12 protein-coding genes and 1 tRNA gene are annotated in these 15,274 nt (G+C 71.2%); 6 read left to right on the forward strand and 7 right to left on the reverse strand.

All coding sequences use genetic code 11. The features are described 5' to 3' along the window. Positions 1-1,677, reverse strand: a complete 1,677-nt coding sequence (gene aspT / locus KME66_RS22700) for an aspartate-alanine antiporter (RefSeq protein ID WP_216325312.1) — start codon at positions 1,675-1,677, stop codon at positions 1-3. 340 nt (positions 1,678-2,017) lie between these two features. Here aspT and KME66_RS22705 point away from each other — a divergent pair, with 340 nt between their 5' ends. The 5 genes from KME66_RS22705 (at position 2,018) to KME66_RS22725 (ending at position 8,338) form a co-directional block, all read left to right on the forward strand. After that, entirely contained in the window at positions 2,018-3,340 is a 1,323-nt protein-coding gene (locus tag KME66_RS22705) for an ABC transporter substrate-binding protein (protein ID WP_073216226.1), read from the forward strand. Positions 3,341-3,432: 92 nt separating this feature from the next. Next, positions 3,433-4,449: a carbohydrate ABC transporter permease gene (locus tag KME66_RS22710; RefSeq protein WP_073216229.1), complete on the forward strand. Its 1,017-nt coding sequence runs from the start codon at positions 3,433-3,435 to the stop codon at positions 4,447-4,449. Next, on the forward strand, positions 4,446-5,366 hold the full coding sequence (locus KME66_RS22715; protein ID WP_073216232.1) for a carbohydrate ABC transporter permease: 921 nt from the start codon (positions 4,446-4,448) through the stop codon (positions 5,364-5,366). The genes KME66_RS22710 and KME66_RS22715 overlap by 4 nt, the downstream gene beginning before the upstream one ends. A gap of 268 nt (positions 5,367-5,634) precedes the next feature. After that, positions 5,635-7,092, forward strand: coding sequence for a GH1 family beta-glucosidase (locus KME66_RS22720; protein WP_073216234.1), 1,458 nt, complete (start codon positions 5,635-5,637; stop codon positions 7,090-7,092). Between the two features lie 208 nt (positions 7,093-7,300). Continuing rightward, the gene (locus KME66_RS22725; protein WP_073216253.1) at positions 7,301-8,338 is read left to right on the forward strand and encodes a LacI family DNA-binding transcriptional regulator; all 1,038 of its coding nucleotides are present in this window, start codon (positions 7,301-7,303) and stop codon (positions 8,336-8,338) included. 128 nt (positions 8,339-8,466) lie between these two features. Here the strand turns inward: KME66_RS22725 and KME66_RS22730 are convergent. The 3 genes from KME66_RS22730 to KME66_RS22740 form a co-directional block, all read right to left on the reverse strand. Next, positions 8,467-8,539: transfer RNA gene (locus tag KME66_RS22730), tRNA-His, on the reverse strand. Between the two features lie 120 nt (positions 8,540-8,659). Further along, positions 8,660-9,265: an oligoribonuclease gene (gene orn / locus KME66_RS22735; RefSeq protein WP_216325315.1), complete on the reverse strand. Its 606-nt coding sequence runs from the start codon at positions 9,263-9,265 to the stop codon at positions 8,660-8,662. Between the two features lie 10 nt (positions 9,266-9,275). Then, positions 9,276-10,493, reverse strand: coding sequence for a helix-turn-helix domain-containing protein (locus KME66_RS22740; protein ID WP_073216257.1), 1,218 nt, complete (start codon positions 10,491-10,493; stop codon positions 9,276-9,278). 919 nt (positions 10,494-11,412) lie between these two features. On the opposite strand from KME66_RS22740, the gene KME66_RS22745 reads away from it, so the two are divergent. Continuing rightward, on the forward strand, positions 11,413-11,934 hold the full coding sequence (locus KME66_RS22745; RefSeq protein ID WP_073216260.1) for a universal stress protein: 522 nt from the start codon (positions 11,413-11,415) through the stop codon (positions 11,932-11,934). A 106-nt stretch (positions 11,935-12,040) separates the two neighbouring features. Here the strand turns inward: KME66_RS22745 and glmS are convergent, their stop codons facing one another. From glmS to KME66_RS22760, 3 genes are all read right to left on the reverse strand, one after another. Further along, a complete protein-coding gene (gene glmS / locus KME66_RS22750; protein ID WP_216325318.1) occupies positions 12,041-13,870 on the reverse strand; it encodes a glutamine--fructose-6-phosphate transaminase (isomerizing) in 1,830 nt (609 codons plus the stop codon). A 73-nt stretch (positions 13,871-13,943) separates the two neighbouring features. Continuing rightward, positions 13,944-14,219 carry a hypothetical protein gene (locus KME66_RS22755; RefSeq protein WP_003968990.1) on the reverse strand — a complete coding sequence of 92 codons (276 nt, stop codon included), beginning with the start codon at positions 14,217-14,219 and terminating at the stop codon, positions 13,944-13,946. An 86-nt stretch (positions 14,220-14,305) separates the two neighbouring features. Next, positions 14,306-15,190: a DUF4429 domain-containing protein gene (locus tag KME66_RS22760; RefSeq protein WP_216325321.1), complete on the reverse strand. Its 885-nt coding sequence runs from the start codon at positions 15,188-15,190 to the stop codon at positions 14,306-14,308. Positions 15,191-15,274: the final 84 nt, after the last annotated feature.

Below are 15,274 nucleotides of genomic sequence, written 5' to 3' on the forward strand. Positions count from 1 at the left end.
TCAGGCCCCCAGGACGCCGACCAGGACGGGTCCGGTCAGCGGTAGCAGGAAGTTGGACAGCGTGTACGTGATCGTGTAGCCGAGAAGCGGGACGGAGCTCTGGGCCACCTGGGTGATGGAGGTGATCGCCGGGGTCGAGCACTGCTGGCCGGCGATCGCGCCGATCAGGAGCGGCTTCTCGATCTTCAGCAGCCTGCGGCCGACGATCAGCGAGATCGTCGCCGGGACCAGCACCATGGCGATGCCCGCGAACGGCAGCAGCGCCCCGTACTCCTTCAGCAGCGGCCAGGCCTGCGGGCCCGCCGCCAGTCCCGTACAGGCGATGAAGACGGCCAGGCCCATGTCCTTGAGCGTGGTCGCGGCCTGCGGCGGGAACGCTCCGAAGGTCTGGCTGCGGGAGCGGAACCAGCCGAAGACCAGCCCCGAGATCAGACAGCCGCCGCCGGTGCCGAGCGACATCGGGACGTCCCCGAGCTCGACCACGATCTGGCCGAGCAGGGAGCCCGCCACGATGCCGAAGCCCAGGTAGACGAAGTCGGTGGCGTCGTTCTTCACCACCGCGCCGAGCTTGGCGACGAGCCGGGTCAGCCCGCCCCGGGCGCCGACCAGGGTCAGGACGTCGCCGCGCGCGAGGACCGTCTCCCCGCTGGCCGGCAGATGCTGGTCGTTGCGCAGCACATCGGTGATGTACACCCCGTCCTTGCGGAACTCCGGGTGCCGCTTCTCCAGCCGGTCGATGCTCGCGCCGATCGTCTCCTTCTCGGTGACGGCGACCTGGCTGGTGGCCAGCGGGGTGTCCAGCCCCGGCACGGCCGGTGTCTCCGGGCCGATCTCCCGGCCCGCCTCGATGATCGCCGCCCGCTCCCCGACCACCTGGACCAGGTCGCCGAGCGTCAGCTCCAGACCGGGGGAGGGCGTCAGCAGCCTGCTGCCGCGCTTGACCGCCTCGACGGTGATCCGCCCGCCCATGGCGCTCTGGAGACCAGCGACGGTCCGGCCGTCGGCACGCGTCACCAGATACGTGCGGCCGACCGTGCCGGGCAGCGCCTCACGCTCGTCGGACTCCAGCCCGGCCTGCCCGCCGCGCATCCTCTCCCACAGTTCGCGCGAGGCGTCCGCCAGATTGATGCGCAGCAGCATCGGCATGATCTGGCTGGTGAACAGCACGATGGTGATCAGGCCGAACAGATAGCAGACCGTGTAGGCGGTGGCCACGTGCCCCTGGTACTGGGTGATCTGCTCGGGGGTCAGGTCGCCGAGCTTCCCGATCGCCTCGGTGGCGGTGCCCACGACGGCGGACTCGGTGGCGGCCCCGGCCAGGATCCCGGAGGCCGTGCCCACGTCCAGGTCGAAGGCCTTGGCCAGTCCGAAGGCGATCCCGAGGACACAGACCAGTTCGATCAGGCAGAGCGTGAAGAAGCGCAGGCTCCCGCGGTTGAGGTTGGCGAAGAACTGCGGCCCGGCCAGGTAGCCGAGCGAGAAGATGAACAGCGCGAAGAAGACCGTCTTGACGTCGTCGTCGACGCTCACCTGCCGGGTCCCGATCAGCAGCGACACGATCAGGGTGCCGCAGATGCCGCCGAGCGTGATCGGGCCGACGCGGAGCTTGCCGACGAGGTAGCCGGCCGCGATGCAGAAGAAGAGGGCCAGTTCGGGATGGTCGCGCAGAACGCCCATCCCGCCTCACTCACCGGGACGGGTGTCGGCGAACAGGGTGATCAAAAGGTGCATAAGGGAGAAATTAACAGGGGTGGTGTGTACCGGCACCTCACCCGGCCCGGGGTGCCTCCCGTTCACCTTCCGACGGGAGAGGCGCCCCGAACCCCTCCGTGACGCGCCGGACATCCCTCGGCAACGGAATCGTCTTCAACTCTTGACACCTGCCCCCTTGAGGCAGGAACCTTCCGGCATCGGCGCATGGGAGCGCTCCCACAGGGATGGGAGGAGATCTCGCGCGCTTCCTTCCTGTCTTTCCGTCCTGCCTTCCCCAGGACTCCCCGGAACAAGGAGCAGTGGAATGCGCATCACCCGCAGCGTCGCCCGCCGACGCCCGAGAACCGCCGCCACGGCCACCACGGGCCTCACGCTCGCCGCCCTCCTCCTCACCGGATGCGGCGGCTCGTCCGACTCGGACAAGGGGGCCGACGCGGACGGCGCCATCACCCTGACCGTCGCGGACTTCGGGCAGTTCGGCTACAAGGAGGCCGGGCTCTTCGAGAAGTACCACGAGCTGAACCCGAAGATCACGGTCAAGGAGGACACCACCGCCGAGGAGAAGAACTACTACCCCAAGCTCCTCCAGCAGCTGAACTCCGGCAGCGGTCTCGCCGACGTCCAGGGCATCGAGGTCGGCCGGATCAAGGAGATCGTCGACACGAAGGCGGACTCCTTCGCCGACCTCTCCGAGGTCATCGCCGTGGACGAGTGGGTGTCGTGGAAGGCGAAGCAGGCCACCGCCCCCAGCGGCGCGGTCATCGGCGCGGGCACCGACATCGGCCCCATGTCCCTCTGCTACAACCGCGAACTCTTCGAGAAGGCCGGGCTGCCCACCGAACGGGACGAGGTGGCGAAGCTGACCGAGGGCGGCTGGGATGCCTACCTCGCCCTCGGCGAGCAGTACAAGAAGAAGGCCCCCTCCGGCACGTACTTCATGGACTCCGCGAGCGCCATGTTCAACGCCGTGGTCAGCTCCAGCCCCGAGCAGTACTACGACGCGAGCGGCAAGCCGGTCTACCGGGAGAGCGCCGGTGTCGAGAAGGGCTGGCAGCTCGCCGCCCGGGCCGCGGACAGGAAGCTGACGCAGGGCCTGGCCCAGTTCGAGGACCAGTGGCAGGCGGCCCTGCGCAAGAGCACGGTGGCCACCGTCGTCTGTCCCGCCTGGATGGCCGGCCAGATCTCCACGTACGCCGGTGACGCCAACAAGGGCACGTGGGACATCACCAGCGCCCCCGGCAACACCTCCGCCAACTGGGGCGGTTCCTTCCTCGCCGTCCCCAAGTCCGGCCGGCACGTCGACGAGGCCGCCAAGCTCGTCAAGTGGCTGACCGCCCCCGAGCAGCAGGCCGCCGTCTTCAAGGCGATCGGCGTCTTCCCGTCCAACCAGGGCGCCTACGAGCTGCCCGACGTGAAGAACGCGACCCTGCCGTACTTCAACGACGCCCCCATCGGCCAGATCTACGCCGACGGCGCGAAGTCCATCCCCGAGGCGGTCCTCGGCCCGAAGGACGGCGTGATCAAGGACTCCATCTCCACCCAGATCAACAACATGGAACAGCGCGGCACCAGCCCCGACGACGCCTGGGACGCGGCCGTCCGGACGATCGACAAGGCCATCGGCTGACCTCGGTCCGCCCCCGGGGCGGGCGGCCGACCCGTCCGCCCGCCCCGGCCCGCCCGACTCCCCAGCCGCACCCAGGGAAGGACTCCCCGCCCGTGGCAACCTCTGCCCCCACCCGGGACGCGGACGCGAAGGCGCCCCGCGCACCGAAGAAGGAACCGACCGACGAGCGACGGCAGTGGTGGCGCAGCCGGCTGTGGCGGTTCGACGACCAGGCGTCCCCGTACGCCTACATCGCCCCGTTCTTCCTCGTCTTCGGGGCCTTCGGCCTCTACCCGCTGCTCTACACCGGCTGGATCGCCCTGCACCGGGTGGAGATGACCGGCCTGGACTCGGCGGAGTGGGTGGGCTGGGACAACTTCGACACGATCCTGCACGACCCCGAGTTCTGGACCTCCGTCAGCAACACCTTCCTCATCGGCGTCATCTCGACCGTCCCGCAGCTCCTGATGGCCCTGGGCATCGCCCATCTCCTCAACTACCGCCTGCGAGCCAGCACGTTCTGGCGCACGGTCATCCTCACCCCGTACGCCACCTCCGTGGCCTCCGCCGCCCTCGTCTTCGCCCTGGTGTTCCGGGCCGACGGCGGACTGCTCAACTGGACGCTCGGCCTCGTCGGCTTCGATCCGGTCAACTGGGCCAACGGGCACTGGACGTCGAAGCTCGCCATCTCGGTCATCGTCATCTGGCGGTGGACCGGCTACAACGCGCTGATCTACCTCGCGGCGATGCAGGCCGTCCCCGCCGACCTCTACGAAGCGGCCTCGCTGGACGGCGCCTCGCGCTGGCAGCAGTTCCGCAAGGTCACCATCCCCTCGCTGCGGCCCACGATCCTCTTCACGATCGTCATCTCCACCATCGGCTCCCTCCAGCTCTTCGGCGAACCGCTGCTGCTGGAGGGCGGTGCGCTGGGCGCCACCGGCGGCAACGAGAACCAGTACGAGACGCTCAGCATCTACCTCTACAACTACGGCTGGAACCTCGGGCATCTCGGCCCGGCCGCCGCCGTCGCCTGGGCGATGCTCGCCCTCCTGCTGCTCATCGCCGCGGCCAACTGGATCGTCGGCCGATTCGCCCGCACGTCCGCGGTCCGACCGGGAGCGCCTTCATGACCCTGACCAGCCCCACTCCCACCGCCCCCGTCAAGCTCGCGCCGCCCCCGCCGGGCGACGGCCCCGCGCGCCGCAGGCGCTTCCGGATGGGCGCCGGGCAACAGCTGAAGGGCGGCCCCTTCGCCTACGCGGCGCTCGCCGTCGTCGGCCTCGGCTCGCTGCTGCCGCTCTACTGGACCCTGGTCGCGGCCTCCCGCACCCAGGACGAAGTCCTCGACTCCACCCCGCCGTTCCTCCCCGGCGGAAAGCTGATCGAGAACGTCCAGAGCGCCTGGGAACAGGCGAACCTCGGCAAGGCGATCGTCAACAGCGTCATCGTCTCGTCCTCGATCACCCTCGCCACCCTCTTCTTCTGCACGCTCGCCGGCTACGCGTTCGCCAAGATGCGTTTCCGGGGCCGCGGCTGGCTGATGACCGCGGTCATCGCGACCCTCACCATCCCGCCGCAGCTCAGCGTCGTCCCCCTGTTCATGATGATGTCCGGCCTCGGCTGGGGCGGCCGGCTCGAATCGGTGATCTTCCCGACCCTGGTGAGCGCCTTCGGGGTGTTCTTCATGCGCCAGTACCTCATCGAGGCCCTGCCGTACGAGCTGATCGAGGCGGCCAAGATCGACGGGGCGAACAACTTCCGCATCGTGCGCAGCGTGGTGCTGCCGGTGGCGCGCCCCGCGATGATGGTGCTCGGGATGCTCACCTTCGTCCAGGCGTGGAACGACTTCTTCTGGCCCTACCTGGCCCTCAACCAGCAGAACCCGACCCTTCAGGTGGCGCTCGGCCAGCTCAGCGCCTCGTACACCCCCGACCAGTCCATCGTGATGGCGGGCGCGCTGATCAGCACGCTTCCGCTGCTGGTGGTGTTCGTCCTCTTCGGCAAGCGGATCGTCGGCGGCATCATGTCCGGCGCCGTCAAGGGGTGAGCGCCCCGCCCCGTCGAGGGCGGTCCGCCCGGCGTGGTCGAGGGGGCCGCCCCGGCCGGTCACGCCGACCGCCCTCCACCGCCGAGGCCGGTCACCCTCCACGGCCGGGGCTGACGACCCTCCACGGTAGACCGACCGCCTCCACGGCCGGGGCTGACCGCCCTCCACGGCCGGTGCTGACGACCCTCCACGGCCGAGGCCGGCCACCGACTCTTCTTCCTCACGTGTCACCCCTCACCCCTCACGTCCTCCAAGGGAGCGCTTCCGCATGACAGCCGTCCGACCCGACACGGTCCCTCAGCAGGCACCCGCAGCCCAGGCCCCCTTCCCGGCCGGCTTCCTGTGGGGCGCGGCCACCGCCGCGTACCAGGTGGAGGGCGCGGCCTCCGAGCAGGGCCGCACCCCCTCCATCTGGGACACCTTCAGCCACACCCCCGGCAAGGTCCTGGGCGGCGACACCGGGGACGTCGCCGCCGACCACTTCCACCGCTTCCGCGACGACGTCGCCCTGATGAAGCGCCTCGGCCTCCAGGCGTACCGCTTCTCCGTCTCCTGGTCACGGGTCCAGCCCACCGGCCGCGGCCCCGCGATCGAACGCGGCCTGGACTTCTACCGCTCCCTCGTCGACGAACTGCTCGCGGCCGGCATCCAGCCCGTCGCCACCCTCTACCACTGGGACCTGCCGCAGGAGCTGGAGGACGCGGGCGGCTGGCCCGAGCGGGCGACGGCCGAACGGTTCGCCGACTACGCGGCGATCATGGCCCGCGCGCTCGGCGACCGGGTCTCGACGTGGACGACGCTGAACGAGCCCTGGTGTTCGGCCTTCCTCGGATACGGCTCCGGGGTCCACGCCCCCGGCCGCACCGAACCGGCCGCCGCGCTGCGGGCCGCCCACCACCTGAACCTCGCCCACGGCCGGGCGACCGAGGCGCTGCGCGCGAACCTCCCCGCCGCCGCGCAGACCTCGGTCACCCTCAACCTCCACCAGGTGCGCCCGCTGACCGGCAGCGCGCAGGACGCGGACGCGGCCCGCCGGATCGACGCGGTGGGCAACCGGATCTTCACCGGTCCGATGCTGAGGGGCGCGTACCCGGAAGACCTGCTGGCCGATACCGAACGCATCGTGAACTGGGCGGAGTTGATCCACGAGGGAGACCTCGCCGCCATCGCCGCCCCGATCGACGTCCTCGGCGTCAACTACTACACGCCCACCATCGTCTCGACCCCCGCCGACGGTGCCGGGGACACCCGCAACGACGGCCACGGCAGCAGCGACCACTCCCCGTGGCCCGGCTCCGAGCACGTGGCCTTCCACCTGGCGGAGGGCAAGCCGCGCACCGCCATGAACTGGTCGGTCGACCCGGACGGTCTGCACGCCCTCCTCATGGACGTCGCGCGCGAGCACCCCGGCCTGCCGCTGATGGTCACCGAGAACGGGGCCGCCTTCGAGGACGCCCCGGACGCGGACGGCCGGGTCCACGACCCCGAGCGGATCGCCTATCTGCACGGCCACCTGGAGGCGGTACGCCGGGCGGTGGCCGACGGCGCCGACGTACGGGGCTACTTCCTCTGGTCCCTGATGGACAACTTCGAATGGGGCTACGGCTATGCGAAGCGCTTCGGCGCGGTGTACGTCGACTACGCGACCCAGCGCCGCACGCCGAAGTCCAGCGCCCACTGGTACGGCGACGTGATCGCCCGTCACGCGCTGCCCCCGGAGGCCTGACGGACCGGCCGTCCCGCGCCGCCTCCCCCCGTGGGCCTGACCTCGCGGAAGCGGTGGGCCCGGCTGCCCCGGCCGGGCCCACCGCCGTTGCGTCACCTCTTCTGGGAGCGCTCCCATTAGGCTGTCCGTACGCTCGTCGAGGTGATCGATCCAGGACTTGGATTGACGTAACGGCTGTGAGAAATTGACCGGGAACGGGGAGGCGGCCATGGCGGCAGCGCGAGTACGGAGCGGCGGGCGGCCCACGCTCGAAGAGGTGGCGGCACGGGCCGGTGTCGGCCGGGGCACCGCCTCGCGGGTCATCAACGGCTCGCCCCGGGTCAGCGAAGCGACCCGGCAGGCGGTGGAGGCGGCCGTGGCCGAGCTGGGATACGTCCCCAACCGTGCCGCCCGGGCCCTGGCGGGCAACCGCACCGACGCCATCGCCCTGGTGGTGCCCGAGCCGGAGACCCGCTTCTTCGCCGAGCCGTACTTCTCCGCCATAGTGCGCGGCGTCGGGGCGGCCCTCGCCGACACCGAGATGCAGCTGCTCCTCACCCTCGTCGGCAACGACCGCGAGCGCCGCCGCCTCGCCCAGTACCTCACCGCCCACCGCGTCGACGGGGTCCTGCTGGTCGCCGTGCACGCGGACGACCCGCTGCCGGAGCTGCTGGAGCAGCTCGGCATGCCGTGTGTGATCAGCGGCGCCCGGCACGCGGCCGAGACGCTGCCCTCGGTCGACTCCGACAACTTCGAGGGCGCGCGGGCCGCCGTCGAGCACCTCGTCTCCCGGGGCCGCCGCCGGATCGCCACGATCACCGGCCGTCTGGAGGTGTACGGCGCCCAGCGCCGCCTGGACGGCTACCGCGCCGCGGTCTCCGCCGCCGGGCTGGCCCCCGACGAGCGCCTCATCGCCCCCGCCGACTTCACCGAGGAGGGCGGCGCGGCGGCCATGCGCGACCTCCTGGCCCGCCGCCCCGGCCTGGACGCGGTCTTCGTCGCCTCCGACGTGATGGCCGCCGGGGCCCGCCAGGTCCTGCGCGAGGCGGACCGCCGGATCCCCGAGGACGTGGCCCTGGTCGGCTTCGACGACTCGGTCGTCGCCCGCCACATGCACCCGCCCCTCACCAGCGTCCGCCAGCCCATAGAGGAGATGGGCCGCCGTATGGCGCGCCTCCTCCTGGACGAGATCGCGGGCCGGGTCCCGGGCGGCGAGCGCCCCTCGCTGGTCCTCCCCACGGAACTGGTCGTCCGCGACTCGTCGTGAGACGGCCCGGGGGCTCGTCGTCGCACGGCCGCCTGCCGCACAGGGCCGGCCAGGCGGCCGGGAGAGAACCGGAAGCGCCCGGAGAAACAGCAAGGGCCCCGGTCCGAAGACCGGGGCCCTTGCTTCAGGGTGAGTAACGGGACTTGAACCCGCGACATCCTGGACCACAACCAGGTGCTCTACCATCTGAGCTATACCCACCATGTCGTCCGGTCGTTTCCGACCGGCCGAGAAAAAGTGTACAGGGTCCGGGAGGGTGCTCGCGCCCACGTTTCCGGGCGCCGGTCCGCGGGCGCTCTCGCGCCCGTGAACAGCGGGTTCCTACGGTGCGGCCGGGGCCGCCAGGCGCGCCGCGATCTCCTTGGCGCGCTCCGAGTCCGGGCCGGGCTGCGGGACGAAGACCGCCTCCCGGTAGTAGCGGAGCTCCGTGATCGAGTCACGGATGTCCGCCAGTGCCCGGTGGTTGCCGTTCTTGTCCGGGCTGTTGAAGTACGCCCGGGGGAACCAGCGCCGGGCCAGCTCCTTGACCGAGGACACGTCCACGATCCGGTAGTGCAGGTAGCTCTCCAGATCCCGCATGTCCCGCGCCAGGAAGCCGCGGTCGGTACCGACCGAGTTTCCGCAGAGCGGGGCCTTGCCGGGCTCCTTCACATGCTCGCGGACGTAGGCCAGGACCTGTTCCTCGGCGTCCGCCAGGGTGGTGCCCCCGGCCAGCTCGTCGAGGAGGCCCGAGGCGGTGTGCATCTGCCGCACCACCTCGGGCATGGTCTCCAGGGCCGCGTCCGGCGGGCGGATCACGATGTCCACCCCTTCGCCGAGCACGTTCAGCTCCGAGTCGGTGACCAGGGCGGCCACCTCGATGAGTGCGTCGTCCGTCAACGAGAGCCCGGTCATCTCGCAGTCGATCCACACCATGCGGTCGTTCATGGGCCCCACCCTACGGGGCACTCCGCTGTCCCGGCAGGGCCGGGCGTCCGGGAACGAACGCGTCGGGGCCGGGCAGGGAGTGCTCCCCGGGCCCCGTCGAAGCCGCCACGACGACCGGTGCGGAGGGCATCGGGGAGCCCCGGCGTCCGGACGGCGGCCCCTGGCTGGGCACCATCGTCTCGACCACCGTCGCGGCGGTCTCCGCCACCCCCTGCGGACGGCGGGCCCGGTAGGCGGCCCGGTACGCGGCGGGGGAGGAGCCGAGCTGGCGGCGGAAGTGCCCGCGCAGCGCGACCGGGGAGCGGAAGCCGCAGCGGCCCGCGACCTCGTCGACCGAGTAGTCGGAGGTCTCCAGCAGCCGCTGCGCCTGCAGCACCCGCTGGGTGATCAGCCACTGGAGCGGAGCGCTGCCGGTGAGCGAGCGGAACCTGCGGTCGAAGGTCCGCCTGCTCATGTAGGCACGCGCCGCGAGCGTCTCCACGTCGAACTGCTCGTGCAGATGCTCCAGGGCCCAGGCCACGACCTCGGCGAGCGGGTCGGACCCGATCTCCTCCGGTAAAGACCTGTCCAGGTAGCGCTCCTGCCCGCCACTGCGCCGCGGCGGCACGACGAGCCGGCGGGCGAGTGCCCCGGCCGCCTCCGTGCCGTGGTCGGTGCGGACGATGTGGAGGCAGAGATCGATACCCGCCGCCGTACCGGCGGAGGTGAGCACGTCCCCGTCGTCCACGAACAGCTCGCGCGGATCGACGTGCACCGACGGATAGCGCTTGGCCAGCGTCGGCGCGTACATCCAGTGTGTGGTGGCCGGCCGCCCGTCCAGCAGGCCGGCGGCCGCGAGCACGAAGGCTCCCGTGCACAGACCGACGATGCGGGCGCCCTCCTCGTGGGCGCGCCGCAGCGCGTCCAGTGCCTCGGCGGGCGGCGGCGAGGTGATCGACCGCCAGGCGGGCACCACCACGGTGCCGGCCCTGCTGATCGCCTCCAGGCCGTACGGTGCGGTGAGTTCGAGCCCACCTGTGGTGCGCAGCGGTCCTTCCTCGCCCCCGCAGACCAGCAGGCGGTAGCGGGGAACTCCCGCGTCCTGCCGGTCGATTCCGAAGACGGAGAGCGGGATGGAGCTCTCGAAGATAGGGCCGCCGCTGAACAGCAGCACGGCAACGACTTCCCGGCGTCGCCGCCCGGTCAGCTTGCGTGCGGCCTCCGTCGCGGTGGCGGAGTCCTGGCTCATGACGCTAAGCCCCCCTCGGTGTTCGCGTCTCCCTGGTCCTTACGGGCCTGCCGCTCCTGCACGTTTCCCCTCGGTTTCGCACGGTTCCCCAGCCCCCGATTTTTCAAGATCGAATCTACTGCGTCGCGTGGTTACGCCGTGACACCTTCCCCCACCAGCTCAATGTCGATAAGGAAACGTGGCGTGAAGCGTTCGATCACGAAGCGTTCCACCCGCGAAGCGCACAGGGAAGTGCCCTTCGCCAACGTGGCCCGTCCGCGTCGGGTGAAAGCGTACCGCGCGGTCCGTTCCTGCCTGGTGGGCGGTGGGTTGTCCGGCCATCCCGGGAAGGGTCCGACCCCTGGGTGAAGTTGGCTGAAAATCATCGGTTGTGTGTGCTGGATCCGGTCACGCCGGGCGCACAACCGCCGTGAGACCGCCGCGCCGATGCGCTCCCTCGCGGCGGTGGGCGTGTGGCGTGCTCGGGTCAGGAAGGACGGTGACGGCAGGCGTTGCGGCGCGGACGGGGCCAGGGCTCCCCGGCGCGGCGTCACCGGCCGCCGCGCCGGGGAACGTGCGAGCGACGGGCTGTGGGCGGCGTTCCGGTGCGTGGCCAACAGGGACCGGGTGCGGCTCCACTCGCCGCCCCTGGCGGGGTGTCGCGAAGCCGCGCGAAAAACAGGACGCCCGACGGTGTTCACCCCCGCGAAGTCCCGTGTACAACACAACCGGCATTGCCATACCGGACGGGCTCGTGCATGCTCCCTCCAGCGTCACGCACGCTTTTGCGGGGGTCTGGGCGATGGAGGAGTGACGCCGTACCCTTGGGGGTATGGGGTTGGGAAGATGATTCCCGGACAGAGCTTCACCACCAGCTGACGCACCCGACGCACATCGAAACCGTTCCCTCCTCACGAGGACTCTCTTCGCCGAGACACCGATGGCCGGTCACGAAATCCCTGAACCCAAGGACCGCAAGCCGCTCGCCGACCCCGGGTCGGAGCCGCGGACGGTCGAAGAATCACGCCACGCGTGCGATCCCGCGTTCCGGCACGGAGTCGTGGTCGGTTTCGACGGCTCCACATCCAGTGAGCGGGCCCTCGCCTACGCCATCGGCATGGCCGGCAGGTCGGGTTCCGGCCTGATCATCGTCCATGTCGCCAACCGGCTGCCGACCACCGTCTGGGCCGGCTGCGAGCCCCCCGTCTTCGTCGACGTCCCCGACCACCGCACCGAGGTCCTCGGTCTGGAGCTGGCCTGCGCCGACTACCTCTCCGAGGTGCCCTGGGTGCTCGTCGAGCGCGGTGGCGACATCTGCCACGAGCTGGAGGAGGTCGGCCGGGAGTACGCCGCCGACGCCATCGTCGTCGGCTCCACGCACGGCATCGTCGGCCGGATCTTCGGCTCGGTGGCCGGCCGCCTGGCCCGCCGCGCGCAACGCCCCGTCGTCGTCATTCCCTGAGAGGCCGCCAGAAGGTCGCACAGCAGCACGCGTTGGGCCCCGCACCGCGTCGTCGCGGTGCGGGGCCCAACGTCCGTCTCCGGCGCCTGTGCGGCCGTCCGTCTCGCTACTCGACCGTCACGGACTTCGCCAGGTTGCGCGGCTTGTCGATGTCCCGGCCCATCGCGAGGGCCGTGTGGTACGCGAACAGCTGGAGCGGGATGCCCATGAGGATCGGGTCCAGCTCGTTCTCGTTCTTCGGCACGACGATCGTGTGGTCGGCCTTCTCCTGCATCTGGTGGGCCACCGCGAGGATGCGGCCGCTGCGGGCCTTGATCTCCTCCATCGCGGCGCGGTTCTTCTCCAGCAGGTCGTCGTCCGGCACGATCGCCACGGTCGGCATCGCGGGCTCGATCAGCGCGAGCGGGCCGTGCTTCAGCTCGGAGGCCGGGTAGGCCTCGGCGTGGATGTACGAGACCTCCTTCAGCTTCAGCGAGGCCTCGCGGGCCACCGGGTAGCCGCGCACCCGGCCGATGAACATCATCGACCTGGCGTCCGCGTACTCCGCCGCGAGCCGCTTGATCTCGTCCTCGCCCGCCAGGATCTCGCTGATCTGCTCGGGAAGCCGGCGCAGCCCGTCGATGATCCGCTTGCCGTCCGCGACCGACAGGTCGCGGATGCGGCCCAGGTGCAGCGCGAGCAGCGCGAAGGCGACCACCGTGTTGGTGAAGCACTTGGTGGAGACGACGCAGACCTCCGGGCCCGCGTGGACGTACGTACCGCCGTCGGCCTCCCGGGCGATGGCGGAGCCGACCACGTTGACCACGCCGAGGACCCGGGCGCCCTTGCGCTTCAGCTCCTGGACGGCGGCCAGCACGTCGTACGTCTCGCCCGACTGGGAGACCGCGACGTACAGGGTGTCGGGGTCCACGACCGGGTTGCGGTAGCGGAACTCGGAGGCCGGCTCGGCGTCGGCGGGGATGCGCGCCAGCTCCTCGATCAGCTGGGCGCCGATCTGGCCCGCGTGGTAGGAGGTGCCGCAGCCGAGGATCTTGATCCGGCGCACCCCGCGTGCCTCGCGGGCGTCCAGGTTGAGGCCGCCCAGGTGCACGGTGGAGAACCGGTCGTCGATCCGGCCGCGCAGCACCCGGTCCACGGCGTCGGCCTGCTCGGAGATCTCCTTGTGCATGTACGTGTCGTGGCCGCCCATGTCGTACGACTCGGCCTCCCACTCCACGGTGGTCGGCGTGGCCGTCGTGGTCGAGCCCTCCGTGGTGTACGTACGGAAGTCGTCGGCCTTCAGCGTGGCCATCTCGCCGTCGTCGAGGGTGACGACCTGGCGGGTGTGGGCGACCAGGGCGGCGACGTCGGAGGCGACGAACATCTCCTTCTCGCCGATGCCGAGGACGACCGGCGAGCCGTTGCGGGCGACCACGATGCGGTCGTTGAAGTCGGCGTGCAGCACGGCGATGCCGTACGTGCCCTCGACGTGGCGCAGCGCCTCGCGGACCTTCTCCTCCAGGGTGTCGGCCTGGGCGCGGGCGATCAGGTGGGTCAGCACCTCGGTGTCGGTCTCCGAGAGGAAGACGACGCCGTCCGCGGTGAGCCGGGTGCGCAGCTCGGCCGCGTTGTCGATGATCCCGTTGTGGACGACGGCGACCTTGCTCTCCGCGTCCAGGTGCGGGTGGGCGTTCTCGTCGCTCGGGGCGCCGTGGGTGGCCCAGCGGGTGTGGGCGATGCCGGTGGTGCCCGCGAACCGCTTGGGGACCTTGGCCTCCAGCTCCCGGACCCGGCCCTTGGCCTTGACCATCTTCAGCGTGCCCGGCCTGCCCGCCGCCGCCTTGCCGGTGATGACGATGCCCGCGGAGTCGTACCCCCGGTACTCCAGCCGCTGCAGGCCCTCCAGCAGCAGCGGAGCGACGTCACGCTTCCCGATGTATCCGACGATCCCGCACATGAGTTCTCTGCCCCTCCATCGACGTACACGTACACATGCGTGACGGCGCCCCGCGCACGGGCGCCCGGCCCGCTCAGCCGTAGACGATGCGGCGCAGCTGGCGGAGCGAGAGCTCCGGCGGCGCCACGGCGCGGTGCGGCAGCTCGGCCGCGATCCGCTCGAAGATCTCCGTGTTGACCAGGCCGCCGGACTGCAGTTCGCGGTGGCGGCGCCGGACGAAGTCGTCGGTGCTCTCGTCGAAGTACGCCAGCACGTCGAGGATCACCCGGGCCGCCTCGCCGCGCTGGAGCGCGGTGGAGCGTACGAGGTGATCGATGAGGTCGTCGTGCGACGAGCGGCGTTCAAGCACCCGTAGATAGTGCGTGCCGGGACGTGCTTACGCAAGAAATCTGCCCGATATCGGGCAGGGAGTGTGGGGAACGTCGCCCGATCGCGTCACATGCTGCGCAGAACGGCCTGCTTCGCGGTGCTGAACTCCTCATCGGTGAGGACCCCCGCCCGGTGCAGCTCGCCCAGCTCCCGCAGCCGCCGCAGCAGCGCGTCGTGGTCGCCCGCGGGCGCCGCGGCGGGCTCGGCCGCCTCGGTCGGGGCCGCCGGGGGCGCCTGCGGGGCGTCCAGGGCCGCACGGGCCCCGGGCAGCCGCGTCAGCACCGCCGCCGCGACCAGGACCGCGGTGTGCTCCTTCTTGGACATCCCCCACAGGTCCAGGGCGTACGGGTCGTACTTCGGCGGCGCGGAGACGGGCCCCTCCACCGGCTCGAAGCGCAGGTAGCCGTTCTCCAGGCCGATCGCCGGCAGCCACCGCACCCCCGCGATCCGCGACAGCGGGAAGGTGGACGCGCCCCCGGCGGTCTTGGACTCCTCGGCCTTCCAGTTCCAGGTCAGCCGGACGCTCTCGCCGTCGAAGGACGCCGTGCCGTCGCCGCCGCCGCCGGAGACCGGCAGGGCCGGCCCCGGCAGCAGGAACCGGTCCACCGGGGTGTCCGGCACCTGCTCGATCAGCAGCGCGTTGCGGACCTCGTCGACGAAGTACTCCGCGACCCCCGTACGGTCCTTCTCCACGGTCAGCACATAGGGGTCGGCGCCGTCCTTGAGCCGTCCGTCGGCGGCCCGCAGCACCGGGCAGGCGCCCCCGCGCAGCCGCAGCCGCAGCCGCCCGCCCCTGCGGTCCGGTTCGAACGAGACACCCGCCACCGCCTCCAGCGGGACGGCGACCTCACCCAGCTCCTGCCGGACCGGATGCGCCTTTCCACCCGGCACGATGCGCACAGTGTCGCCGTCGAACGTCCACGTTCCGTCCCGCTGGATGATGTCCGCCATGGCCCCGATTCTGCCAGCCGCCCGCCCCGGGGAAGGGGTGAGCGCCCGAGGGACCGTCCTCGGGCGCTCACCGTCCGGCGGCCG

The sequence above is a fragment of the Streptomyces sp. YPW6 genome, assembly GCF_018866325.1.
Taxonomy (GTDB): Bacteria; Actinomycetota; Actinomycetes; order Streptomycetales; family Streptomycetaceae; genus Streptomyces.